Annotated in this window: 22 protein-coding genes; 5 read left to right on the top strand and 17 right to left on the bottom strand. The window is 65.2% G+C overall.

Going from position 1 to position 23,139, the window contains the following annotated elements; all coding sequences use genetic code 11:
• Positions 1-44 precede the first annotated feature (44 nt).
• The 3 genes from EN857_RS21870 to EN857_RS21860 all read left to right on the top strand — a co-directional run bounded on the left by EN857_RS21870 (position 45) and on the right by EN857_RS21860 (position 2,486).
• Positions 45-185 (top strand): DUF1127 domain-containing protein, encoded by a 141-nt coding sequence (locus EN857_RS21870; protein WP_127284355.1) that lies wholly within the window; start codon positions 45-47, stop codon positions 183-185.
• Between the two features lie 402 nt (positions 186-587).
• Positions 588-1,997: a methylenetetrahydrofolate--tRNA-(uracil(54)-C(5))-methyltransferase (FADH(2)-oxidizing) TrmFO gene (gene trmFO, locus EN857_RS21865; RefSeq protein ID WP_127284356.1), complete on the top strand. Its 1,410-nt coding sequence runs from the start codon at positions 588-590 to the stop codon at positions 1,995-1,997.
• Positions 1,998-2,000: 3 nt separating this feature from the next.
• Complete coding sequence (locus EN857_RS21860; protein WP_127284357.1) at positions 2,001-2,486, top strand: T6SS immunity protein Tdi1 domain-containing protein; 486 nt, start codon at positions 2,001-2,003, stop codon at positions 2,484-2,486.
• 9 nt (positions 2,487-2,495) lie between these two features.
• On the opposite strand, the gene EN857_RS21855 is transcribed toward EN857_RS21860, so the two are convergent.
• The 6 genes from EN857_RS21855 to yajC all read right to left on the bottom strand — a co-directional run bounded on the left by EN857_RS21855 (position 2,496) and on the right by yajC (position 8,146).
• Positions 2,496-3,446, bottom strand: coding sequence for a sterol desaturase family protein (locus tag EN857_RS21855; RefSeq protein ID WP_187331288.1), 951 nt, complete (start codon positions 3,444-3,446; stop codon positions 2,496-2,498).
• Entirely contained in the window at positions 3,446-3,874 is a 429-nt protein-coding gene (locus tag EN857_RS21850; protein WP_127392844.1) for a hypothetical protein, read from the bottom strand. Before EN857_RS21850 ends, EN857_RS21855 begins: the two co-directional genes overlap by 1 nt.
• An 81-nt stretch (positions 3,875-3,955) precedes the next feature.
• Entirely contained in the window at positions 3,956-4,774 is an 819-nt protein-coding gene (locus tag EN857_RS21845; RefSeq protein ID WP_127285297.1) for a phytoene/squalene synthase family protein, read from the bottom strand.
• 25 nt (positions 4,775-4,799) lie between these two features.
• Complete coding sequence (locus tag EN857_RS21840; protein WP_127309816.1) at positions 4,800-5,189, bottom strand: Mth938-like domain-containing protein; 390 nt, start codon at positions 5,187-5,189, stop codon at positions 4,800-4,802.
• Positions 5,190-5,199: 10 nt separating this feature from the next.
• On the bottom strand, positions 5,200-7,755 hold the full coding sequence (gene secDF / locus EN857_RS21835; RefSeq protein ID WP_127392845.1) for a protein translocase subunit SecDF: 2,556 nt from the start codon (positions 7,753-7,755) through the stop codon (positions 5,200-5,202).
• A 52-nt stretch (positions 7,756-7,807) separates the two neighbouring features.
• Complete coding sequence (gene yajC, locus EN857_RS21830) at positions 7,808-8,146, bottom strand: preprotein translocase subunit YajC (RefSeq protein ID WP_041004168.1); 339 nt, start codon at positions 8,144-8,146, stop codon at positions 7,808-7,810.
• A 274-nt stretch (positions 8,147-8,420) separates the two neighbouring features.
• Between yajC and EN857_RS21825 the strand changes: the two genes are divergently transcribed.
• Positions 8,421-9,296, top strand: coding sequence for an ATP-binding protein (locus EN857_RS21825; protein ID WP_127392846.1), 876 nt, complete (start codon positions 8,421-8,423; stop codon positions 9,294-9,296).
• A 129-nt stretch (positions 9,297-9,425) separates the two neighbouring features.
• The gene (locus EN857_RS21820) at positions 9,426-10,250 is read left to right on the top strand and encodes an isocitrate lyase/phosphoenolpyruvate mutase family protein (protein ID WP_127392847.1); all 825 of its coding nucleotides are present in this window, start codon (positions 9,426-9,428) and stop codon (positions 10,248-10,250) included.
• A 138-nt stretch (positions 10,251-10,388) separates the two neighbouring features.
• Here the strand turns inward: EN857_RS21820 and EN857_RS21815 are convergent, their stop codons facing one another.
• The 11 genes from EN857_RS21815 to EN857_RS21765 all read right to left on the bottom strand — a co-directional run bounded on the left by EN857_RS21815 (position 10,389) and on the right by EN857_RS21765 (position 23,083).
• Entirely contained in the window at positions 10,389-11,906 is a 1,518-nt protein-coding gene (locus tag EN857_RS21815; RefSeq protein WP_128346033.1) for a LysM peptidoglycan-binding domain-containing M23 family metallopeptidase, read from the bottom strand.
• Positions 11,907-12,022: 116 nt separating this feature from the next.
• On the bottom strand, positions 12,023-12,682 hold the full coding sequence (locus EN857_RS21810; protein WP_127394322.1) for a protein-L-isoaspartate(D-aspartate) O-methyltransferase: 660 nt from the start codon (positions 12,680-12,682) through the stop codon (positions 12,023-12,025).
• Entirely contained in the window at positions 12,679-13,437 is a 759-nt protein-coding gene (gene surE / locus EN857_RS21805) for a 5'/3'-nucleotidase SurE (RefSeq protein WP_126054204.1), read from the bottom strand. The genes EN857_RS21810 and surE overlap by 4 nt, the downstream gene beginning before the upstream one ends.
• Positions 13,437-14,741: a serine--tRNA ligase gene (gene serS, locus EN857_RS21800; RefSeq protein WP_128346032.1), complete on the bottom strand. Its 1,305-nt coding sequence runs from the start codon at positions 14,739-14,741 to the stop codon at positions 13,437-13,439. The genes surE and serS overlap by 1 nt, the downstream gene beginning before the upstream one ends.
• A gap of 100 nt (positions 14,742-14,841) precedes the next feature.
• Entirely contained in the window at positions 14,842-15,717 is an 876-nt protein-coding gene (tatC, locus tag EN857_RS21795) for a twin-arginine translocase subunit TatC (protein ID WP_127394111.1), read from the bottom strand.
• Positions 15,714-16,502: a Sec-independent protein translocase protein TatB gene (gene tatB / locus EN857_RS21790; protein ID WP_135858380.1), complete on the bottom strand. Its 789-nt coding sequence runs from the start codon at positions 16,500-16,502 to the stop codon at positions 15,714-15,716. Before tatB ends, tatC begins: the two co-directional genes overlap by 4 nt.
• A gap of 29 nt (positions 16,503-16,531) precedes the next feature.
• Complete coding sequence (locus EN857_RS21785; protein ID WP_127286570.1) at positions 16,532-16,753, bottom strand: twin-arginine translocase TatA/TatE family subunit; 222 nt, start codon at positions 16,751-16,753, stop codon at positions 16,532-16,534.
• A gap of 180 nt (positions 16,754-16,933) precedes the next feature.
• Positions 16,934-17,689 carry an SMC-Scp complex subunit ScpB gene (scpB, locus tag EN857_RS21780; protein ID WP_127286569.1) on the bottom strand — a complete coding sequence of 252 codons (756 nt, stop codon included), beginning with the start codon at positions 17,687-17,689 and terminating at the stop codon, positions 16,934-16,936.
• Positions 17,686-18,486 carry a ScpA family protein gene (locus EN857_RS21775; protein WP_127393928.1) on the bottom strand — a complete coding sequence of 267 codons (801 nt, stop codon included), beginning with the start codon at positions 18,484-18,486 and terminating at the stop codon, positions 17,686-17,688. The genes scpB and EN857_RS21775 overlap by 4 nt, the downstream gene beginning before the upstream one ends.
• 63 nt (positions 18,487-18,549) lie before the next feature.
• On the bottom strand, positions 18,550-19,569 hold the full coding sequence (gene nagZ / locus EN857_RS21770; protein ID WP_127286568.1) for a beta-N-acetylhexosaminidase: 1,020 nt from the start codon (positions 19,567-19,569) through the stop codon (positions 18,550-18,552).
• A 133-nt stretch (positions 19,570-19,702) separates the two neighbouring features.
• Entirely contained in the window at positions 19,703-23,083 is a 3,381-nt protein-coding gene (locus EN857_RS21765) for an SPOR domain-containing protein (RefSeq protein WP_135858378.1), read from the bottom strand.
• Between the last annotated feature and the right edge of the window lie 56 nt (positions 23,084-23,139).

Here is a 23,139-nt window from a genome sequence, read left to right as displayed (position 1 = left end):
CGGACCGCGAATGGTCCGAACCAGTTTTGAAGAAGAGAACGACAATGAACCTGATCCGCAACTATCGTAACTGGCGCGTTTATCGCGATACGGTTACCGAGCTGGGTCGTCTGTCGAATCGCCAGCTCCATGATCTCGGCATCGTCCGTGACGAGATCAAGATGATCGCCCGCAAGGCGGTCTAAGTACAAGAATTTCGCCAGGGTCGACCTCCTCCCCGACCCTGACGGATACGGCCAACCCTTACCTCCTCCCAAGGGTTGACCACTGAAACGGCGCCCGCCGGACCTCCTCCCCCGGCGGGCGTTGTTCCCGAAGCGAACGCAGTTCGTCTTCCAAAGGTTTCGCCCCTTTTCAAACGGCGAAAGGAATTTCGTCAGAGCCGACCTCCTCCCCGGCGATGACGAATACGGTCGATCTTCACCTCCTCCCGAGGATCGACCCCCAAAACGACACCCGCCGGACCTCCTCCCCCGGCGGGTGTTGTGTTTCTGAGGCCGGCTTTGCCGCACTTCGGCCCGCCATCGGCCCTTTCCAGTCCTTCGCGCCAATTGCAATCGCAGCGACAAGCGATTATTCCGGCGCCCATGAGCAAAAATCCCGTTCACGTCATCGGCGGCGGCCTCGCCGGCTCCGAAGCCGCCTGGCAGATCGCTGAGGCCGGCGTTCCGGTCGTGCTGCATGAGATGCGGCCCGTCCGCGGCACCGATGCGCACAAGACCGATGGCCTGGCCGAGCTCGTCTGTTCCAACTCCTTCCGTTCCGACGATGCCGAAACCAACGCGGTCGGCCTGCTCCATGCCGAGATGCGGCTTGCCGGCTCGCTGATCATGAGCGCCGGCGACGCGCACCAGGTGCCGGCCGGCGGCGCGCTGGCCGTCGACCGAGACGGGTTTTCCGAGGCGGTGACCCGAAAGATCGAGGCGCACCCGCTGATCACCATCGAGCGCGAGGAAGTGCCGGGCCTGCCGCCGGCGGACTGGGATGAGGCGATCATCGCCACCGGTCCGCTGACCGCGCCTTCGCTTGCCCAGTCGATCGCGCAGGCGACCGGCGCCGATGCGCTCGCCTTCTTCGATGCGATCGCGCCGATCGTGCATTTCGACACGATCGACATGAACACCTGCTGGTTCCAGTCGCGCTACGACAAGGTCGGCCCCGGCGGCACCGGCAAGGACTACATCAACTGCCCGATGGACAAGGACCAGTATCTCGCCTTCGTCCAGGCGCTGGTCGACGGCCAGAAGACCGAGTTCAAAGAATGGGAAGGCACGCCCTATTTCGACGGTTGCCTGCCGATCGAGGTGATGGCCGAGCGTGGCGTCGAGACGCTGCGCCACGGACCGATGAAGCCGATGGGGCTGACCAACGTCCACAATCCATCGGTGAAGGCGTATGCCGTCGTCCAGCTGCGCCAGGACAATGCACTGGGCACGCTCTACAATATGGTCGGCTTCCAGACCAAGCTGAAGCATGCCGAGCAGGTGCGCGTGTTCCGCACCATTCCAGGCTTGGAAAACGCCGACTTTGCCCGCCTCGGCGGCCTGCACCGCAACACCTACATCAACTCGCCGACGCTGCTCGATGCCTCGCTGCAGCTGAAGTCACGGCCGGGCCTGCGCTTTGCCGGCCAGATCACCGGCTGCGAGGGCTATGTCGAGAGCGCCGCGATCGGCCTGCTCGCCGGCCGTTTCGCCGCTGCCGAAAGGCTCGGCCATCAGGCCGCGCCGCCGCCACTCACCACCGCCTTCGGCGCGCTGCTCAACCACATTACCGGCGGCCACATCGTCTCCGACGACGAGCCCGGTAAACGCTCCTTCCAGCCGATGAACGTCAATTTCGGCCTGTTCCCGCCGGTCGAGGCACCGAAGTCCGACGGCAAGCGGCTGCGAGGCAAGGACAAGATCGTCGCCAAGCGGCGCGCCATCACGGCGCGCGCGCTGGCCGATTGCAGGCAATGGCTGGGGTTGCCCGTGCGGGCCGAAGCGGCGGAGTAATCGGTGACTGACGTCATCTGGCAGGACATCGCGTTCCAATTTGAGCCAGATGTCGCGCATACGGTAGCGAAAGCGTGGTCGTGGCTTTTGCCAGAGCCTTGGACCCCACTTGTCTGCTCAATGGTGGGAGGCATGTTTGTCGAGCGACCCAACAATGAGGTTCATTGGCTAGACACCGGAACCGGTTTGGTCGAGCGGGTGGCTCGCAATCGGACACTTTTTGATGAGATGATCCGAATCTCTCATGATCTCGTTGACGAGTGGTTCCTGCCACCGCTTGTGGGACGCCTTCATGCCGCGGGCAAGAAGCCTAAGGTGGGAGAATGCTACGGCTTTACCATCTTGCCAGTCTTCGCCAAGGGCAAATTCGACGTCGAGAACATGTTCGTAGTTCCAGTCAGCGAGCAGTTCATCGGCATGGCCGAGGTTCATCGCCAGATTAACGAATTGCCCGACGGCTCACCGGTGCGGATCAAGGTCGTCGATTAGGCTGGTAAGCTACTCCGCCGGCTCAGCGGCCGCACTAGGCAACCCGGGCTTCCCCGCCTCTCCCGGATTCCTCCGCACGTAAGCTGCCTTCAGCGTCTCCGACGTGTCGCGCGAACCATCATGGCTCCAGCCCGGCGGCTGGATGAGATAGTTGAATCGTTGGCGCAGGGAGAGACCCGGCATCAGCGCGTCCTTGAACATGCCGATCCATTCGTGGAAGGCCACTTTCAGCGGGTTGAAGGTGCCGATGTTCTTGACGATGCCGTAGCGCGGCCGGTCCTCCTCCAGTTCCTCGACGAACGTGCCGAACATCCGGTCCCAGATGATCAGCGTGCCGGCATAGTTGGCGTCCAGATAGCGCGGATTGGTGGCGTGGTGGACGCGGTGATGCGAGGGCGTGTTGAAGATGAACTCGAACCAGTCCCACATCTTGCCGATCGCCTCGGTGTGAATCCAGAACTGCCAGACCAGGTTGAAGCCGAAGGTGAAGGCGATCACCGCCGGATGGAAGCCGAGCAGCACCAGCGGCGCCTGCAGCACGAACATGAAGGTGAAAAGCCCGGTCCAGCTTTGCCTCAGCGCCGTCGAGAGATTGTAGTGCTGGCTGGAATGGTGATTGACATGCTCGGCCCACACCCAGCGCACCCGGTGCGCGATGCGGTGGTAGACATAGTAGCGCAAATCGTCGAGCAGGAAGGCGGCGAGGAACACCCAGACCGACAGGCCGAGATTGAAGAAGCGGAACTGCCAAAGCCAAAGCAGCGCCCAGTAGGACACAACACCGAGCAGCAGCCCTGCAACGACGTTGCCGGTGCCCATCATCAGGCTGGTCAGCGTGTCGCGCGTCTCGAACGATCCCCTGGCGCGGCCTGTGCGCACCAGCCAGAGCTCGATCAGGATGGCGGCGACGAAGAACGGGATGGCGAGCTGGGTGACCTGCGGAAAATTGTAGTCGTCCATCACGCGGCCTCCCGGGTCCGATCATGGTCCTGCAATGCAGCCGCCACAGCTTTGGCGTCGGCCTCATCGGCAAAGGCGAACCGGCCGCCCTGCCAGGTGAAGTCGTTTGGCCTGATGGAGATCGAAAGCTGATCGTCGACGGTCAGGGCCAAGATGTCGCGCGGCGTGACGATGCGCGTCAGGAAGCAATCGCCGATGCTGCTGACGATGCCGGCGCGCGCCGGCCCGAGTTCGAGGAATGCCGCCCGGCGGTCCGCCGTCAGACGCACCGCCGCCGGCTTTTCATCGGGAAAATCCTCGGCAAAACGCTGCAGCGCCTGATCCGTGCCGGCAAGCGTCGCGGTCGTGGTGCCGCCAGTGAAATGCACGGCCGCGACCGACAGCGCGATGCCGAACACGACAAGGGCGACCAGCACGGGCAGGCTCATGGAATGGCATCTCCTCCGGCGGCTTGCGCTTCTTCGACGCGAGTCCGACCGGCAGAACACCTAGCACGATTGACGTTTACGTCAAATGGCCGGCCAGCCTTTCGAGGCGCGACGCAGCAGCAGCCAGTGCCGGCGCAAAGCCGAAAGCCGCGCAGCGCCATCGAGCGGCGAGCGCCCTTCCATCTTGCCGAGATAGGCGCGCGTCAGCACCAGCGGCAGGAAGGCCGGGCGCAGCGAAGCCGGCAGCGCGGCGGCGCCGCGCTCGAAAGCACTGAGATGCTCGCGCGCCAGCGCGATCACCGCCGCCACCGCGCGCTGCGCGCCGGGGCCGCCGTCCGCTTTGACGAACTCTTCCGATGAAGAGCCAGCCGCCGCAAGGATATCCGCCGGCACGAAGCATTGGCCGCGTCGACGATGCAGCGGCAACAGCAGCAGAAGGCCCGTGATCGCCTGGGCGCAGCCCGCCCTCCCAGCCAATTCGGCGAAGCGCGGCGCCTCCTGGGGATCGAGCACCATTGCCGCAAGCTGTATGAGCGCAGCGGCGGTCTCGCCGCAATAGCCTTCGAGGTCGGTGCGCGACGGCATCGCGTCGTCATAGAGATCGAAGATGCGCGCTTCGAGCATGTTGTCGAAGGCCGGCTTCGGCAGGCGGTTGGCCGCTATCGTCGCCCTCAGCGCATCGGCGATCGGATGGCCGGTCTCCGCATCGTTCTCTGCCGCGATGACATCGCGCCACCATTGCAGCCGTACCTCGCCGGGCAACGGCTCGTGGATACGGTCGCGAACGGACGCGATCTCTGCATTGAAGGCATAGAGCGAAAACAGCGCGTCGCGCTTGTCGGCGGGCGCGTAGAGCGCGCTGAGATAACGGTCATGGTCGGAAGCGCGCACCGCATCCATGACGATGTTGGCGGTATCGGCCACGTCAGTCGACGGCAATCAGCGCCGCGGCCACGGCGCGGTCTTCGGCGAGCAGGACATTGTAGGTCCGCACCGCCGCGCCGGTCGACATCGGATCGGCGGCGATGCCGGCTTCCTTCAATGCCGCGCGCAGCGCCGCAGGCAGCGGCCGCAGATCCTTGCCGGTGCCGACCAGCACGATCTCGACCTTGCCGGCCTCGGCGAGCAGCTTGCTGAAGTCCGCCACCGTCAACGCCAGCGGATCGGCCGGCTCCCAGCCATGGATGCCGGACGGCAGGCAGAGCAGCGAGCCGCGATGCGACATATCGGCGAAGCGGAAGCCGCCATTGCCATAGGCCTCGATCGGCGCCCGGCCGGGGAAATGCGCCTCGCGGATGACGATGCCCTTGGCCACGGCCGCGGCGTCAGGTCGCCACGGCCTTGCCGTTCACCGGCTTCTCCTCGTCGGCGGACGTGGCCTGCGGCCGCAACTTGAACAGGATCAGCAGCGGCGCGGCGATGAAGATCGACGAATAGGTGCCGAACACCACGCCGAACAGCATCGCCATGGTGAACGAGCGGATCACCTCGCCGCCGAACAGCACCAGCGCGAGCAGCGCCAGGATCGTCGTCACCGAGGTCAGCGTCGTTCTCGACAGCGTCTCGTTGATGGCGTTGTTCAACAGCTGCGGCAGCGGCATCTTCTTGTATTTCCGAAGATCCTCGCGGACGCGGTCGTAGACGACGATGGTGTCGTTCAGCGAATAGCCGATGATGGTCAGGATTGCCGCCAGCGACGACTGGTTGAATTCCAGTCCGGTGATGACGAAGAAGCCGATGGTCATCACCACGTCGTGCACGGTCGCGATGATGGCGCCGACCGCGAACTGCCATTCGAAGCGGAACCAGACATAGACCAGGATGCCGAGCAGCGCGATCAGCATGGCGATCGTGCCCTGCTTGGCGAGCTCGCCCGAAACCGTCGGTCCCACCACTTCGACGCGGCGGAAATCATACTGGTCCTGCAGCTCGCCGCGCACCTTGTCGATGACGGTCTGCTCGGCGTTCTCGCCACCCTCCTGGGTGCCGACGCGGATCAGCACGTCGTTCGGCTCGCCGAACTGCTGCACCTGCACTTCGCCGATGTTGAGTTCCGTCAGCCTGCCGCGGATGTCGGCGAGATCGGCATTGCCGCTCTTGGACTGCACCTCGATCAGCGAGCCGCCCTTGAAGTCGATGCCGTAGTTGATGTCGACGGTCATGAACAGCACGACAGACAGGATCGACAGCAGGCTGGAGAGCGCGAATGTCCAGCGGCGGATGCCCATGAACGGGATCTTCGTGCCGGGCGGAATGAAGGTCACCGGAGCGCGCGGCAGTTCCTTCGGCCGCGCGCGGCGCAGCCAGATCGACACCAGCAGCCGGGTGAAGGTGAAGGCGGTGAAGACCGTGGTCAGGATGCCGATGGCATAGGTGATGGCAAAGCCCTTCACCGGCCCGGTGCCGAGATAGAACAGCACCACGGTCGCGATCAGCGACGTCACGTTGGAATCGACGATGGTCGCCAGCGCCTTGGTAAAGCCGGTGTCGATCGCCTGGATGACCGAGCGGCCGGCCCGCCGCTCCTCTCGGATGCGCTCATAGATCAGCACGTTGGAGTCCACCGCCATGCCGATGGTCAGCACGATACCCGCGATACCAGGCAGGGTCAGCGTCGCGCCAAGCAGCGACAACAGCCCGACGATCATCGCCACATGCACCGCAAGCGCGATGTTGGCCAGGAAGCCGAGGAAGCCGTAGGCGACGAACATGAAGGCGACCACGAGGATCGAGCCGATGATGCCGGCGACCTTGCCGGCATGAATGGAGTCCTGCCCCAGGCCCGGACCCACCGTGCGCTCCTCGATCACCGTCAGCGTCGCCGGCAGCGCGCCGGCGCGCAGCAGCACGGCGAGGTCGTTGGCGCTCTGGGCGGTGAAATTGCCGGAGATCTGGCCGGTGCCGCCGAGGATCGGCTCGCGGATCTGCGGCGCCGAGATCACCTGGTTGTCGAGGATGATGGCAAACAGCTTGCCGACATTTTGCGCCGTCGCCTGGCCGAAGCGGGTGGCGCCCTTGGAATCGAAGCGGAAGGAAACGACCGGCTCGTTGTTCTGCGAATTGTAGGTCGCCTGCGCATCGACCAGGTTCTCGCCCGACACGATGACGCGGTTCTCGATCAGATAGGGTACCGGCGGATCGTCCTGCGAATAGAGGATCGAGGAGCCTGCCGGCGGACGGCCGTTGAGCGCGTCCTGGACCGGCATCGACTGGTCGACCATCTGGAACGTCAGCTTGGCGGTCTGGCCGAGGATTTCCTTCAATCTTTGCGGATCCTGCAGGCCGGGCACCTGGACCAGGATGCGGTCGTCGCCCTGCCGCTGCACGATCGGCTCGGTCGTGCCGAGCTCGTTGACGCGCCGCTCGACGACCTCGATCGACTGCGTCAGCGCCGTCGAGGTGCGGTATTTGATGCCCGCGTCGGTCACCGTGAACTTGAGCAGGCCGGGCTCGGAATCGTCCAGCGTCATCTCCTGGACGGATCCGCCGGTGAAGAGACCCGCCGCCACCGGGTCGGTCAGCGGCTTCAGCACCTTCTTGGCGGCGTCAAGCTGGCTGGGATCGGTGATGCGGACCTGCACCGTGCGGCCCGATCCGGAAAGGCCGGTGTAATTGATCTTGGGGTTGGCGTCGCGCAGCAGCGTCCTGATCTCGTCGCGCGAGGTCTCCAGCCGATCCTTGATCAGGTCGTTCTGGTTCATCTGAAGCAGGATGTGCGAACCGCCCTGCAGGTCGAGGCCGAGCGTCATCTGCCGCTTCGGCACCCAGCTGGGCAATTGCGCCAACGTGCTGGCGGGGAAGAGATTGGGCGCGGCGAGGACCACGGTGGCGGCCACGGCCAGCCAGATCAGGATCATCTTCAGGCGCGAAAAATAGAGCATTCGTTCTTATCCGTTCAGGCGTACAAGCGGCAGCGTTCCGCCTTCAATTCGGTTATTTCTTGGCGTTCTGGTTCGCCACCGGCTCGCCCTTGACGCGCACGTCCGAGATCGTCGAGCGCAGCGCCGTCACCTTGGTGCCGCCGCCGAGGTCGATCTCCAGTTCGTTGTCGTCGATCACCTTGGTCACCTTGCCGACGAAACCGCCGCCGGTCACGACCGTATCGCCACGCCGCACTGCCGAGAGCATTTCCTGGCGCTTCTTCAGCTGCGCGCGCTGCGGCCGGATGATCAGAAAATACATGATCACGAAAATCAGGACAAACGGCAAAATGCTGATGAACATGTCTGGCGAGGCGCCGACGCCCTGGGCGTATGCCGGTGTAACGAACATCAAGAAACTCCTGAATGGTGAAAAACCGCCACAAGGCGGCCCCGCGAAATTTGGCCGGAATATAGTCGGTAAAGTTGCCAATGCAACTGCGCCGCCGGGCGAATCCGCTGCTTTTCCGGCCGGTTGGCGCGTGTTAGAGCATGATCGCCGAATGCCGGGTGCGGTCTGCGGAAAAGAGCATGCTCCGGCAAAAGGTTGGAAGCGGTTCTTATGCCGCCGCGAAAGAGCGGATTTCCGCCTGCCCGATCCCGAACGCCAGATCAAAAGACAAGACATGACCGACAGCACCCTCGACGCCCTGAACCAGAAGCTCGACCGCCTGATCGAAGCGGTCACCCGGCTTGCCCCGCCGCCGGTGCCGCAAACAGACCTTGCCGGGGCCGATTGCTTCGTCTGGCAGGCCGATCCCGGCTATCTGGAGCCGGTGCGCAAGGTCAACCGCGTCGACATCGGGCTGATCCGCGGCGTCGATCGCGTCCGAGACATCCTTGTCGACAACACCGAGCGCTTCGCCGCGGGCTTTGCCGCCAACAACGTGCTGTTGTGGGGTGCGCGCGGCATGGGCAAATCGTCGCTGGTCAAGGCGGTGCACGCAGCGGTCAATGCCTCCGACAAGCTCGATCGGCCGCTCAAGCTGATCGAGATCCACCGCGAGGACATCGACACGCTGCCCAAGCTGATGGGATTGCTCAAGGCCGCCCCCTTCCGCTTCATCCTGTTTTGCGACGACCTCTCCTTCGACCAGGACGACACGTCCTACAAGTCGCTGAAGGCGGCACTTGAAGGCGGCGTCGAAGGCCGTCCGGCCAATGTCATCTTCTACGCCACCTCGAACCGGCGGCATCTGTTGCCGCGCGACATGATCGACAATGAGCGCTCGACCGCCATCAATCCCTCTGAAGCGGTCGAGGAGAAGGTCTCGCTGTCCGACCGTTTCGGCCTCTGGCTCGGCTTCCACAAATGCTCGCAGGACGAATATCTCGACATGATCGACGGCTATGTCCGCCATCACGGCCTGGCCATCGACCCCGAGACGCTGCGCGCCGAGGCGCTGGAATGGGCGACGACGCGCGGCAGCCGCTCCGGCCGCGTCGCCTGGCAGTTCACACAGGATCTGGCGGGACGTCTCGGCAAGCCGCTGACGGACTGATAGCTGTCATCCGAAAGCAGGCGCACATGAGGCCTGCTGACGTTACGACCAAGCGCAGCACTTGTTCTTTATTTGTTCCGATTGTTGTGTCATCTTCCTTCGGTGACTCGAAGCCCGAGGGAGAACGCATTGGAGAGCAAGGGCGCGGCGTTTCGCAGGCTTCATCAGGAACCAGGTACGTTCATCATTCCCAATCCCTGGGACATAGGCACGGCACGAATTCTGGCGGCCATGGGTTTTCGGGCCCTCGCCACCACCAGTGCCGGCATGGCGTTTTCCCTTGGTGTCGCCGAAGGACAGGTCTCGCGAGAGGATACGCTAAGTCACTGTCGGTCCATCGTGGCGGCAACGCCACTGCCCGTCTCCGCCGATCTCGAAAAGGGCTTCGGCGACAGTCCGCAAAGTGCTGCCGAGACGATCGAGGCCGCGGCCGGCATCGGCCTTGCCGGATGTTCTCTCGAAGACCATACCGGCAGGCATGACGATCCGATCTATGAATTCGCGCTGGCGGTCGAGCGGATCGAGGCGGCCGCACAGGCGCGCCGCGCCCTGCCGGATGATTTCGTCCTGACGGCGCGCTGCGAGAACTTCCTGTGGGGCCGCCCCGATCTGGATGACACCATCAGAAGGCTGCAGGCTTTCGAGAAGGCCGGCGCCGATGTGCTCTATGCGCCCGGCCTCCACGACCTCGGCATGATCCGCACCGTCTGTGGCGCCGTGACGAAACCGGTCAATATCGTCATGGGCATGCCCGGCGCCACGTTTGGCGTGGCCGAATTGGCGGATGCTGGCGTCAAGCGGATCAGCGTCGGCTCGGCGCTGGCGCGGCTCGCCTATGGCAAGTTCGTCCACGCCGTGCGGGAGATGAAATCCGCGGGCACCTTCCGGTTTTCCGAGGAAGCGATGGGCTTCGCGGAACTGGAAGGCTTCTTCACCGGATCAACGCAAGCTTGAGTTCGCCACCCGTATGCCGCGGCGCTGGACGTTTGCCAAAGCGGTGCCGGCAGCGACTGAAAAAGCCCGCCCCTTGCGGAGCGGGCTGAGCCGGCGGGCTGGACTGGAGGTCTCAGACGGCCCGCAATTGTTCTTCTTCTATTCGAGATAGCCCGACGGATCGACCGGGGCGGAGTTCTTGCGCACCTCGAAGTGCAGCTTCGGCGAGTCGGTGGTGCCGCTCATGCCCGACAGCGCGATCTCCTGGCCGCGCTTGACCTTCTGGCCGCGCTGCACCTCGATCGAGCTGGCATGGCCGTAGACGGTGACCAGCCCGTTCTCGTGCCGCACCAGAACGGTGTTGCCGAATTCCTTCAGCCCGTCGCCGGCATAGATGACGACGCCGTTCTCTGCAGCCTTGACCGGCGTGCCCTCCGGGACCGCAATGTCGACGCCGTCCTTGCCGCCGCCAAAATTGGAGATCACGCGGCCGCGCACCGGCCAGCGCATCTTGCCGATGCCGGTGGCATCCGGCGCCACCGCGTCGTCGTCCTCGGCCTGCTGGATGACCTTGGCGTCCTTCTTCGGCGGCGTGTAGGAGGCGAGCGTCTCGGTCGGCTTGGCCGCCGGCTGCGTGGTGGCCGTCGTCACCGGATCGACCTTGACCGGCTTCGCGGCGGCGACAGTCGCCGTGCCGCCGGCCGGAACCTTCAGCGTCTGGCCGATCTTGAGCAGGCCGTCCTGCATGCCGTTCGCCTGCTTCAGGGCCACGACGCCGACACCGGTCTTCCTGGCGATGGACGACAGCGAGTCGCCCTGCTGGACCGTGTAGGTGCCGCCGGCGCCAGCCGGCTTGGCGGAGGCGACCTGCGTCGCGGGCTTGGCGTCCTTCGATCCGCTGGCGGCGGCAGAAGCGTCGACCGGCGCGGCCGACTTGCCGTCCTTGAGCTTGGGCTGCTGCGGCAGCACGGCGATCTTCTCGGGCGCGCTGGCGGGCTTCGGCGCATTCGCGGGCTTGGTGTCGGCGAGTTTCTGCGCCGGCTCCTTGCTCGAATAGGCATAGGCGGGAATGACCAGCTTCTGGCCTGTCTTCAGGCCCTTGGTCGCACTCAGACCGTTGACCTTCATGATCACGTCGGCCGGCACCTTGTAGCGCTGCGCCAGGCCGGAGATGGTCTCGCCGTCCCGGACCACGATCTCGGTGGCGTGAGGCGTGCCGGCGGCCGCCATCTTCGAGTCGGGCTGCGCCTCCTTGAACGGCTTCGCCGCCGGGGCGACGGTGCCGGTGGTCGTCCTGTCGACATGCGTGGCGGGCGGCGCCAGGACCGGGGCCGAAGCGGTGCGCATCGGCTTCGCGGCGGGCGCCTGGGCCGGCTGTGACACCGGCGGCGGCAGCTGCTGCACGGAAACCGGCTCCAGGCTGGAGCGGCTCACCGACTGGGTGTGGCTGCCATCGACCGGCGCCGGCGCCATCGCAGTGTCGCCCGGATAGGGTTGGGCGGCATCCTGTTTATCGATGATGGCGCGCTGATTGTTGGTCGAGGAGGTGAAGACGTCGTCGACACCGTTGAAGCGGGCGACCTGGGAGCTGCACCCCGCAGCGGCGCCTGCAATCATGAGGACGGCGCAGCCACGCGCCAGATTGCGTCCGTTTGCCTTCAAAACACTGAATTGCATCGCACTTAACCCGCACAGACCCGGTACAAACTGGTCATGATTAAAGCGCGTTAATGTTACTGGCCGGTTAACCCCTTAGAATCCGGCGAAAATTTTCTTAAAATATTCGAGGAAGGTCAAATGACGGCGGCGACGCTGCGCAGGATCGGCTGCAGCCTGACGATACCGATGTCCTCGCGCTCGAAGCGGCTGCCGACTTTGGTGAGCTTTGCCAGCACCTGCTCGCCCTCCTCCGGGCCGATCGGCGTGATGACCACACCGCCGCTCGACAACTGGTCGAGCAGGAAACGCGGCAGGTTGTCGAAGGCAGCCCAGGCAACGATGCGGTCGAACGGCCCTTCATTCGGCAGTCCGTTGGAGCCATCCGCCTGGCGGACGATGACATTGCCGATGCCGAGCGCCTCGAAGCGCTGTTTGGCCTGCTCGGTCAGCGTCTTGTAACGGTCGATGGTGACGACGCGCGACGCCAGCCGCGACATCACCGCCGCCGTGTAGCCAGTCCCGGTGCCGATCTCCAGCACGCGGTTGCCGGGCTCGATGCCAAGCGCCGCGAGCACTGCGGCCTGCAGGTCGGCGCCCTCGATCGCCTCGCCGCATTCGATCGGCAGCATGCCGTCCGACCAGGCGAGCGAATGGAACTGTCCGGACAGGAAGCCACGGCGTGGCGTCGCCTCGAAGGCGGCAATCAGCGGCTTCGGCGCCGACCCCCGGCCGCGCAGGCGCAGCAGGAAGGCGGCAAAGCCTTCGCGGTCGTCGACTGAAATCGGCTGGTTCATGCGAGCGCCTTGGTCAGTTGGTCGCGAATTTCATGAGCTGTAAGGTCGAGCTGCAGCGGCGTCACCGACACCAGTCGGTTGCGCATGGCATGGAGATCGGTGCCCTTCTTGCCTTCGACCGGCTCGCGGCCAAAGCGCAACCAGTAGTAAGGCAGGCCGCGCCCGTCGCGGCGCTCGTCCACCCACAGGCTGTGCACCAGCTTGCCTTGCGAGGTGACGACGGTGCCCTCGATCTCGTCGGGCGCGCAATTCGGAAAATTGACGTTGAGCAGCACGCCGTCCGGCAATGGCATCGCCACCAGCTTTTTCAGCAGCGCCGGCGCCAGCGCCTCGGTGGTCTCGTAGGGAACGACGCGGTCCTCGCCGGCATAGGAATAGGCCTGGCTGACCGCGATCGAGCGCACGCCGAGCAATGCGCCCTCCATGGCGCCGGCGACCGTGCCGGAATAGGTGACGTCGTCGGCGATGTTGGCGCCGGAATTGACGCCGGACAGGATGAGGTCGGGCATGCCCGGCAGGATCTTCTTGACACCCATGATGACGCAATCGGTCGGCGTGCCGCGCACGGCGTAGTGCTTGTCGCCAATCTTGCGCAGCCGCAGCGGCTCGGAGATCGACAGCGAATGCGCGTAGCCGGATTGATCCTGCTCCGGCGCCACCACCCAGACGTCGTCCGACAGCGTGCGCGCGATGCGTTCGAGCGACGCCAGGCCCTCGGCATGGATGCCGTCATCATTGGTCAAGAGAATGCGCATTACTTCGATTCGATCTTGGTCAGACCACCCATGTAAGGCCGAAGCGCTTCAGGAATGGTTACGCTGCCATCCTCATTCTGGTAGTTTTCGATGACGGCGATAAGAGCCCGGCCGACCGCGGTGCCCGAACCGTTCAGCGTGTGGACGAAGCGGTTGCCCTTGCCGTCCTTGTCCTTGTAGCGAGCGTCCATGCGTCGTGCCTGGAAGTCGCCGCAGACCGAACAGGACGAGATTTCGCGATAGGCGTTCTGGCCGGGCAGCCAGACCTCGATGTCATAGGTCTTGCGCGCGCCGAAGCCCATGTCGCCGGTGCACAGCGTCATGGTGCGGAACGGCAGCTCCAGCCGCTTCAGCACTTCCTCGGCGCAGGCCGTCATCCGTTCGTGCTCGGCGATCGAGCTTTCCTGGTCGGTGATCGAGACCAGTTCCACCTTGTAGAACTGGTGCTGGCGCAGCATGCCGCGGGTGTCGCGCCCGGCCGAGCCCGCTTCCGAGCGGAAGCACGGCGTCAGCGCCGTGTAGCGCAGCGGCAGCTTTTCATGCGCGGTGATTTCTTCGCGCACCAGGTTGGTGAGCGGCACCTCGGCGGTCGGGATCAAGCCCAGCCTGCCGTCGCCATGCGGCGTGAAAAACAGGTCGAGCTCGAACTTCGGCAATTGGTTGGTGCCGAAGAGGACATCGTCCTTGACCATCAGCGGCGGGATAACCTCCTCGTAGCCATGCTCGGTCGTGTGCAGATCGAGCATGAACTGGCCGAGCGCGCGCTCCATCCGCGCCAGCTGGCTCTTAAGCACCGTGAAGCGCGAGCCTGACAGCCTTGCCGCCCGCTCGAAATCCATCATGCCCAGCGCTTCGCCGACTTCGAAGTGCTCCTTCACCCAGTTCGGGCGCGCAGGCACCTCGCCGACAATGCGCTTCACCACATTGTCGTGCTCGTCCTTGCCGACCGGAACCTCATCCAGCGGCACGTTGGGCAGGACCGCCAGCGCATCGTTCAGCGCCTTGTCGAGCTCGCGCTCGCGCGCCTCGCCGTTCTGGATGAAGGCCTTGATCTCGCCGACTTCGGCTTTCAGTTTTTCGGCCAGAGCGGCATCGCCCGAACGCATGGCGTTGCCGATCTCCTTCGAGGCGGCGTTGCGGCGTTCCTGCTTGACCTGCAGTTCGGTCAGATGCTCGCGCCGCGCCTCGTCGCTGGCGATCAGGCCATCGACGGTGGACTGCGCCTCGGCCGCCGACCACGAGCGCTTGACCAGCGCCTCGGCAAGGGCCTTCGGGTTGTCGCGAATCCATTTGATGTCAAGCATGGTCTGAACGCTCCTGAGCTAAGGCTCGAGGGCGTAAACCGCATCCACGATCGATGCAAGATGGGCCGGGCGGCGGTTACCGTTTTCCGCCGCCGCCGCGTTACGATGCCGCCGGCGCCGAGGGCTCGTCCGGCGTCTTGTCGGCCACGGCCTCGCCTGCCTCCTGCTTCTCGCGCGCCAGACGGTCCCGCTCCTGGCTGCGTTCGATCAGCCGGGCCGACCAGATGGCGACCTCGTAGAGCAGGATGGTCGGGATGGCCAGGCCGATCTGGCTCATCGGATCCGGCGGCGTCAGCACGGCGGCAACGACGAAGGCGATGACGATCGCCCATTTGCGCTTCTCGGCCAGCGCCTTCGACGACAGCATGCCGACCCTGGTCATCAGGCTGGTCACCACCGGCAGCTGGAACACCAGGCCGAAGGAGAAGATCAGCGTCATGATCAGGCTGAGATATTCCGAGACTTTCGGCAGCAGCGAGATCTGCACCTGGTCGTTGGTGCCGGTCTGCTGCATGGCGAGGAAGAACCACATCACCATCGGCGTAAAGAAGAAATAGACCAGCGAGGCGCCCATCAGGAACAGGATCGGCGAGGCGATCAGGAACGGCAGGAAGGCGTTGCGCTCGTTCTTGTAGAGGCCGGGCGCGATAAATTTGTAGATCTGCGTGGCGATCAGCGGGAAGGCGATCACCATGCCGCCGAACATGGCGAGCTTGACCTGCGTGAAGAAGAACTCCTGGGGCGCCGTATAAATCAGCTCGACCTTGTGCGGGTCGAGCCCGGCCCATTGCGTCGCCCATTTGAACGGCACGACCAGGAGGTTGAACAGCCGCTTGGCGAAGAAGAAGCAGACGAGAAAGGCGACGAAGAAGCCTCCCAGCGACCAGATCAGCCGCCGGCGCAGCTCGATCAGATGCTCGATCAGCGGCGCCGACGATTTCTCGATTTCGTCTCTTTCCTGATCCGTGACGCTCACTTGGCGGCTCCCGCCGTCTTCTTGGGCGCGGGCTTCGTCGCCGGCGCGGGCTTCGTCGCCGGCGCCGTCTTCTTGGGCGAGGGCTTCGCCGTCGCCGGCTTCGTCACTGGCGCCGCCTTCACTTCAGCCTTGCTCGCCGGCTTGGTTGCGGCCGGCTTCGTTGTCTTTGCTGGTGCGGCTGGCTTGGCGGCTTTCACCGGCGTCGGCTTTGCCTGCGCCTTCGCAGCCTTCGCCACGGTTGCGGGTGCCTTGGCAGTCTTCGCCGCGGCCGGCTTCTTGGCGTCCACCTTCTGCGGCGCCGCCGTTGCAGCGGCAACTGCCGGCGCCACAACGGCATCGTCGGTCATCGCCGGGAAGATGGGCGCCGCCGGCGTCGCTTCAGGTGTCTCGACGCCAGGCAATACCGTCGCGCCGTTCTTCAGCGGCTCGCTGGCCTGCGGCGTCGAAGCGGCGGGCGTGGCCGGATCGACGGCAGGCTTCGGCTTCATCGCGGCATCGACGCCGGAGCGGACATCGGCCGCCGCCTGTTCGAACGGATTGAGCTGCTTGCGGATCTCGGCGACCGGGCTGAGGCCCCTGAGCTCGTCCACCGACTTCTTGACGTCGTCGAGTTCGGCTTCCTTCAGCGCCTCGTTGAACTGCTTCTGGAAGTCGCCGGCCATGGCACGCAGCTTTGCCGTCGTGCGGCCGAAGGTGCGCAGCATATTGGGCAAATCCTTCGGCCCGACGACCACGATCATGACGACCGCGATCACCAGCATCTCGGTCCAGCCGACTTCAAACATGGCAATCTGTTCCGACTAGAACCTCGGGCTCAGCTCTTGCTGGCCTTTTCCTTCACCGTCGAAACGGTCTCGTCCGCGCGATGCTCGACGGTGCGCTTGTCGTCGGCGGTGTCGTCGTCGGCCATGCCCTTCTTGAAGCTCTTGATGCCCTTGGCCATGTCGCCCATCAGCTCCGGAATCTTGCCGCGGCCGAACACCAGCAGCACGATCACCAGGACGATCATCCAGTGCCAAATCGAAAACGAACCCATAGCTACTCTCTCTCGAATGTTTTCCCTGGCGATGATCTATGCGCTTTCGCGTTGGGATTCAAACACAACCGCGACAAAGTTTATGACAGCGCGGCGGATGTCACGCATTTTCGGTAATGCCGCCCGCTACCAATCGGCGCATCTACCCTCGCAGCGCTGCTTTTGACAGCGGCAGGCAGGTCAATCTTCCGTGACGCGCGGCGTCAGAAGACCGAGTTCCTCGAGGTCGATGTCGGTCAATGCATCCTCGTCCTCGGCCAGCGCGTCGGGGTCGGCCGGCGGCAGCGGCACCGAGAAATTCGACGGCATGCGGGTCGAAAGCAGCCCGGCGCCTTTCAGTTCCTCCATGCCTGGAAGATCGCGGATCTCCTCCAGCGCGAAATGGTCGAGGAAGGCGTCCGTCGTACCGTAGGTGACGGGGCGGCCGGGCGTGCGGCGACGGCCGCGCATCCTGATCCATTCCGTCTCCATCAGCGTGTCGAGCGTGCCCTTCGAGGTTTCGACGCCCCTGATGTCCTCAATCTCGGCGCGCGTCACCGGCTGGTGGTAGGCGATGATCGCCAGAACCTCGAGCGCGGCGCGGGACAGCTTCCTTTGCTGGACTGTGTCGCGGCTCATCAGGAACGCCAGGTCGCCGGCGGTGCGGAAGGCCCAGGCATCGCCGACACGCACCAGATTGACGCCGCGCCTGGCATAGATCTGCTGCAGGTCGGCCATCGCGGCGGCGATGTTGATGCCGTCGGGCAGACGCGCGGCAAGCTGCTTTTCGCTGACCGGCTCGGCGCTGGCGAAGACGATCGCCTCGGCCATGCGCACGGCTTCCGCCAGAGCGAGCCGCTCGGCCGGATTCTCGACCGAAGCCTGCTCGACCGCAGTTTCCTCGGCCTCGTCTTCGACCTTGAACGGAATGACCGAAGCGTTGGCGCGTTCGCTCATGCTACCACCTCGACTGCCTTTATGCCTTGGGCGCGGCCGCGCAGATAGATCGGCGCGAACACCTGCTCCTGCCGCAAGTCCAATTTGCCTTCACGCACCAGTTCGAGCGTCGCGGCAAAGGAGCTGGCGACCGCCGTGCGCCGCTCTTCCGGAGCGGCGAGATACTCGATCAGGAAACTGTCCAGCGCCGTCCAGTCGCTGAGCGTGCCGACCAGCCTGTTCAGGATGTCGCGCGCATCCTTGAGCGACCACACGCCACGCCTGGCGATCGTCACATTGTTGATCGCCTGCTTCTGGCGCTGCTGCGCATAGGCGGTGAGCAGATCGTAGAGCGAGGCGGAGTATGCGTTGCGCTTCTCGATGATGACCATTTCCGGCATGCCGCGCGCGAACACGTCGCGGCCGAGCCGGTTGCGGTTGACCAGCCTGGCGGATGCATCGCGCATCGCCTCCAGCCGCTTCAGCCGGAACTGCAGCACCGCCGCCAGTTCCTCGCCGCTTTCGCCCTCTTCGCCCGGCTGCTTCGGGATCAGAAGCTTCGACTTCAGGAAGGCAAGCCACGCCGCCATCACCAGATAGTCGGCCGCAAGCTCCAGCCTCAGCGCCCTCGCCTGCTCGACGAAGGCGATATACTGCTCGGCCAGCGCCAGGATGGAAATCCGCGCCAGATCGACCTTCTGGTTGCGCGCCAAGTGCAAGAGAAGGTCGAGCGGCCCCTCGAAGCCGGCGACGTCGACGACCAGCGACGGATCGCCTGTGACGCGCGAATCGTCGTTCTCGGCCCACAGACGGTCCATCGGTGCGGCCTTCGCGGCCTTGCTGTCCAATGTTTCCGCCACTGCCCCTGTCTCTTTCCTCTGTCAGGCCACCGCGTCGAAATAGGTGGCAAACTCGGCGCGTATCTCGGTCTCGTTCGCGCGGTCGCGATCCTTTATATAGGTCAGCGCCCGCTCGGCGCGCTCGAGCGGCTTGCCGGTAAGCGCCGTGGTGCGTGACGCGATGCCCGACATTTCCTCGAAAACCCCGTTGCAGTGAAGGACCAGATCGCAGCCCGCCGCAAGGATCGCCGCCGCCTTTGCCGGGAAATCCCCAGAAAGTGCCTTCATCGAGGTGTCGTCGCTCATCAACAGCCCGTCGAAGCCGATCTCGCCGCGGATAATGTCGTTGACCACCTTTGCCGAGGTCGTCGCCGGGTTGTTCGGATCGACGGCGCTGTAGACGACATGCGCCGTCATCGCCATCGGCAATTGGTTGAGCGCCTTGAACGGAGCGAAATCATGGCTGCGCAGCTCGCTGAGCGGCGTATCGACCGTCGGCAGTTCGAAATGCGTGTCGGCGAAGGCCCGCCCGTGCCCCGGAATGTGCTTCATCACCGGCAGCACGCCGCCCGACATCAGTCCCTCGGCGGCGGCGCGGCCAAGCTCGATGACGGGGCCCGGCTCCTTGCCGTAGGCGCGCGCGCCGATGACGTCGCTGGCGCCTTCCACCGGCACGTCGAGCACCGGCAGGCAATCGGCGGTGATGCCATGGCGAAGCAGGTCAAAGGCATGCAGCCGCGCCATCAGCCATGCGGCGCGGCGGCCAGCCTCGCGGTCGTTGCGCCACAGCGCGCCGAGCGCGCCGCCCGCGGGATAGTTCGGCGCCAATGGCGGCCGCAGGCGTTGCACCCGGCCGCCTTCCTGGTCGATGAACACCGGCGCGTCCGCGCGCCCGACGGCGTCGCGCATCGAGGCGACCAGATCGCGGATCTGCTCGGTCTCGCCGACATTGCGGGCAAACAGGATGAACCCCCACGGTCGTTCGCCGCGATAAAAACGGATTTCCTCGGGGGTGAGCGATTTCCCGGCGCAGCCGAGGATCATGGATTTTGATTCGGTCATGCGTGGAAGCTTAGGGCTTCGCGCGGACAAAGGGAATCTCCCCGCCCAACATGCGGCTGAAGGCCCGATCCCGGTCCACAAAAAACCGGCGCAGCCTCGCAGCCGCGCCGGTTTTGATTGATTGCAGCCAGCCTCAGCGCGACACGAAGCAGTTGCCGCCGGCCGCCTTGTAGCTGGTGCACAGGGCGATCGCGTCGTTGCGCGACTGCGCCGGCACGCGGACGCGGTAGAAGGTGCCCTTGCCGGCGATCTCGGCCTTGACGATGTTGGCGGTGCGGCCCGACAGCACGCTGCCGTAGCGGCGCTGCAGGTCCTGGTAGGTGGACTGCGCGCTTTCAACCGTCGGCTGCGAGGCGATCTGCATCGACCACGAACCGCCGCCCGCCGCTGCCGCGCTCGGTGATATGGAGGCGACCTGGTCGGGCTTCACCTCGCCGACGACGTCGACCGGCTGGTCGGACGGACGCTGCGGCGCAACCGGAACAGTGGCCGGCGTGTCGGCCGACTGGCTGTGGGTGGTCTGCGTCTTGGCTTCAGCCTTGGCCTCGGGCTTCGGCGCCGCCGGCTTGAGCGGCTGAGCGGCATCGGACTGGTCGGCGCTGGCGACCTGGTCGGTCGGCTGATCGCTTGCCTGATCGGTCGCCGGCGCCACGGTGCCGGTCTGCTCGGCACCGGCCTGCGCCGCGGGGGCGACATGCTGGGGCGCCGGATCGGCCGGTTCGGCGGCAGCGACCTGCGGAGCAGCCTCGGGTGCAGGATCCTCGCGCGCAACCAGCGAGCCATCGGGCTTGACCATCATGGTCCTGACCTTGCGCGGCGCGACAGCGACGACTTCCGGGTTGGTCCCTTTGTCGGCTTCCTGCAGGACCTGGGCTATGCGATCCTCGGATTTCGGCGCCGGCGCCGCTTCCGCGCTGGCCTGCGCATCCACGCCCGGCATCGCGGTCGCGGCGGCATTGCCCACATCGTCCATGCCCGGCGCAGCATCGGCGGGCGAAAGATCGACGACGCGGCTCTCCGGCTCCTTGGCTTTCACATCGACCGGCTCTTCGGTGTTGGTGACCAGCTTTTCCTGCACCGGCTCGGCCGGCTTGGTCCCCTTGACCACCGCGTCATAGACCTTGTTGTCCTGGTTCGGCACCACCGTGCCGCCCGGATTCTCCGGCTTGACCTTGATCGGCGCGTTGTCGGCCTTGACGATAACCGGCGCCTCGCTGCCGCCCTTGCCACCAAACGACAAGGCAAAGGCGCCAAGACCACCGGCCAGGGCCACGGCGCCGACGACGGCGGCGATCAGCACGCCACGGCCGCGCGGCCTGGCGGCCTCACGCTCGGCAAGGCCCGGTACCGCCATCTCCTGGTCCAGTTCGGGGTCGTAGTCGAGCTCATCGACCGCGAAATCGTCGGCCTGCGCGAGCGGCCGGCTGCCCGGCAGATCGTCAATATCGAAGCCGCCCGTCGCGGCGGCCTGGGAAACCGGCGCTGAGGCAGCCGGCATTTCAGCCGGCTTCGCCGCCGCATAGGCGCGCGCGTCGCCGTGATCGTGGCCCGGCTTGAACCCGGCGCCGTAGCTGTCGTCCTCATAGGCGGCGGCGCGTGCGGGCGCAGGCGCCAGATCGACAGCGTTCATGTCGTTCAGCAGGCCGGCGAACTCGGCGTCGAGATCGTCAAAAGCTGGCGCCGCCGGCTTTTCTTCCTCGAAATTGAGCTCGGGAATATCGAGATCGTCGGCAAGCGCCACCACGCGCTCCGGCACGTCGATGGTTTCGACGTCGGGCATCTCGTCATAGGCTTGCGGCTGGTCCTGCGGCGCGGGCTCCGGCTCGGCATAGGCCGGAACCTCCTCCACGACCGGCTCCTGCCGGTATGACGGCTCGGCCGAAACCGGCGCCGCCGATGCCGTCGGCTGGGCCGCGAACGTCGCCTGCGCGGCCGCTGCGACCGGTGTCACGCGGCTCCAGGAACGGGCCGGCTCAGGCGGTGCCGAGCGCAGCCAGTCCTGCGAAGGGGAAGCCGACGCCACGGGATGGCTCGGCTCCTGATCGCCCCCGATACCCCTGGCAAAGGCGGCATCGAACGCGTCGTCGTCGAAATCAATGTCGGCGGAGGGCGCTGCATCCTCGCCGGACGCTGGCTCCTGCCCGTCGAGATTCCAATCGAGGTCATCAGCCAGCTGTTGGGGAGCGGGAGTCTCGATCACCGGCTGACGGACGGGCTCGGCTTCCCTGGCGACGGGAACCGGCCGCGCGCTCATGGCGCCGAGGAGAGCGTTGAGTTCGTCCTCGAGGCTCCGCTCTTCGGCGGCGGGCTTCGGCGGCTCGACCGCGACGACGGCGGGCGCAATCGGAGCGATTTCCTCGGCAGCGGCTTCGGCTGCCGGCTGTTGATCCTCGGCGGTCGGCGCATCGTCGATATCAAGCTCGAAATTGTCGTCGAACGCTTCCTGCGCGACGAATTCGGGAGCATCGTCATTGGCATCGGTGACGTAAGCGGCCTCGGCAGGCGCTTCGGCAGCCACCGGCTCGTCGACCGGCGCGTGATCGATCTCGAATTCGTCCTCAAAAGCCCGCAGATCGGCCTCGGCATCGTCAGCGGCATAGGCGGCCTCGGCGAGCGCTTCGACGGCCGGCATCCCATCGGCTTCAGCCGGCTCTTCGGCCTGCGCGGCTTCAGCCGGCGCTTCGGCCTGCGCTTCGAAATCCGTGTCGACATCGGCCATCGCCTCGTCGAAATGACCGGAAAAGTCCTCCTCGGGGATCGCCTGGTCGGCAGCCGCCTGCACAGGCGCTGCATATTCGGCAGCAACGGCCGGCGCGGCATGATCCTCCGCAGGGCCATGTCCGTCTAGCGTCAGCTCGTCCTCGAGCGACAGAGAAACCGAATGTTCGAGATCGTCATCGAAAGCGGCTTCGGCCACTGGCGCGGCAGCTTCGACGACGTTGTGGTCGACCGCCTCCACCGCCTCATTGGCGCCCGGGAATTCGCGATCGAGCGACGCGGCAAGCTCGTCGTCCATCGGCAGATCGTCATCGAGCGGCGAGACGTCTTCGAGCGAACTGGCGACCGCCTGGCCGAAATCATCGTCGAAGGCCGCTTCGAATTGCGACTCCGCTTCGACCTGGAGCTCCGCATCGGCCTGCGGCTCGGCGGCCGCTTGCGCCGGGGCGCCGAAGTGATGGTCCGCGATATCGTCGAACACGAAGTCCTGGTCGAGCGACGCCGCAAGCTCGTCGTCCAGCGCAACGGAGGCTGCGGTTTCGAAAGCCGGCTCTGGCGGCTGCGCGACGGCGGCACTTTCCTCGGCGCCGAACTCGCCCATCAGCTCCTTCTCGAGGTCGATGTCGAAATCGCTGCCCGCGGCAGGCTGATTGGCGGGCGCAGCCTTCTGGACAGGCACCTGCGGCTTTACCGGCTGGCGCGGGTCGAAACCCATGATCCTGGTCAGTTCCGCAAACGGATCGTCGTCAGCGATGTCGTTGTGATCGGCTACTTTCAGCGGGGTTCTGTCTGCCATTATTGTTCCCGAACTCGCACACAGTCGGACGCCATGGACGTCGCGCAGGGTTGGCC

Source organism: Mesorhizobium sp. M4B.F.Ca.ET.214.01.1.1 (assembly GCF_004791545.1).
In the GTDB taxonomy this organism is placed as follows: Bacteria; Pseudomonadota; Alphaproteobacteria; order Rhizobiales; family Rhizobiaceae; genus Mesorhizobium; species Mesorhizobium abyssinicae.
Note: the sequence above shows the minus strand (reverse complement) of the source record. Positions and strands in the feature narration are given on the sequence as shown.

What these genes read in the sequence shown, in the direction of transcription:
- EN857_RS21870 (WP_127284355.1), top strand. Translation starts at nt 45, where the DNA reads ATGAACCTGATCCGCAACTATCGTAACTGGCGCGTTTATCGCGATACG.
- trmFO (WP_127284356.1), top strand. Translation starts at nt 588, where the DNA reads ATGAGCAAAAATCCCGTTCACGTCATCGGCGGCGGCCTCGCCGGCTCC.
- EN857_RS21855 (WP_187331288.1), bottom strand. Translation starts at nt 3,446, where the DNA reads ATGGACGACTACAATTTTCCGCAGGTCACCCAGCTCGCCATCCCGTTC.
- EN857_RS21850 (WP_127392844.1), bottom strand. Translation starts at nt 3,874, where the DNA reads ATGAGCCTGCCCGTGCTGGTCGCCCTTGTCGTGTTCGGCATCGCGCTG.
- EN857_RS21845 (WP_127285297.1), bottom strand. Translation starts at nt 4,774, where the DNA reads ATGGATGCGGTGCGCGCTTCCGACCATGACCGTTATCTCAGCGCGCTC.
- secDF (WP_127392845.1), bottom strand. Translation starts at nt 7,755, where the DNA reads ATGCTCTATTTTTCGCGCCTGAAGATGATCCTGATCTGGCTGGCCGTG.
- yajC (WP_041004168.1), bottom strand. Translation starts at nt 8,146, where the DNA reads ATGTTCGTTACACCGGCATACGCCCAGGGCGTCGGCGCCTCGCCAGAC.
- EN857_RS21825 (WP_127392846.1), top strand. Translation starts at nt 8,421, where the DNA reads ATGACCGACAGCACCCTCGACGCCCTGAACCAGAAGCTCGACCGCCTG.
- EN857_RS21815 (WP_128346033.1), bottom strand. Translation starts at nt 11,906, where the DNA reads ATGCAATTCAGTGTTTTGAAGGCAAACGGACGCAATCTGGCGCGTGGC.
- EN857_RS21810 (WP_127394322.1), bottom strand. Translation starts at nt 12,682, where the DNA reads ATGAACCAGCCGATTTCAGTCGACGACCGCGAAGGCTTTGCCGCCTTC.
- surE (WP_126054204.1), bottom strand. Translation starts at nt 13,437, where the DNA reads ATGCGCATTCTCTTGACCAATGATGACGGCATCCATGCCGAGGGCCTG.
- serS (WP_128346032.1), bottom strand. Translation starts at nt 14,741, where the DNA reads ATGCTTGACATCAAATGGATTCGCGACAACCCGAAGGCCCTTGCCGAG.
- tatB (WP_135858380.1), bottom strand. Translation starts at nt 16,502, where the DNA reads ATGTTTGAAGTCGGCTGGACCGAGATGCTGGTGATCGCGGTCGTCATG.
- EN857_RS21785 (WP_127286570.1), bottom strand. Translation starts at nt 16,753, where the DNA reads ATGGGTTCGTTTTCGATTTGGCACTGGATGATCGTCCTGGTGATCGTG.
- scpB (WP_127286569.1), bottom strand. Translation starts at nt 17,689, where the DNA reads ATGAGCGAACGCGCCAACGCTTCGGTCATTCCGTTCAAGGTCGAAGAC.
- EN857_RS21775 (WP_127393928.1), bottom strand. Translation starts at nt 18,486, where the DNA reads ATGGACCGTCTGTGGGCCGAGAACGACGATTCGCGCGTCACAGGCGAT.
- nagZ (WP_127286568.1), bottom strand. Translation starts at nt 19,569, where the DNA reads ATGACCGAATCAAAATCCATGATCCTCGGCTGCGCCGGGAAATCGCTC.
- EN857_RS21765 (WP_135858378.1), bottom strand. Translation starts at nt 23,083, where the DNA reads ATGGCAGACAGAACCCCGCTGAAAGTAGCCGATCACAACGACATCGCT.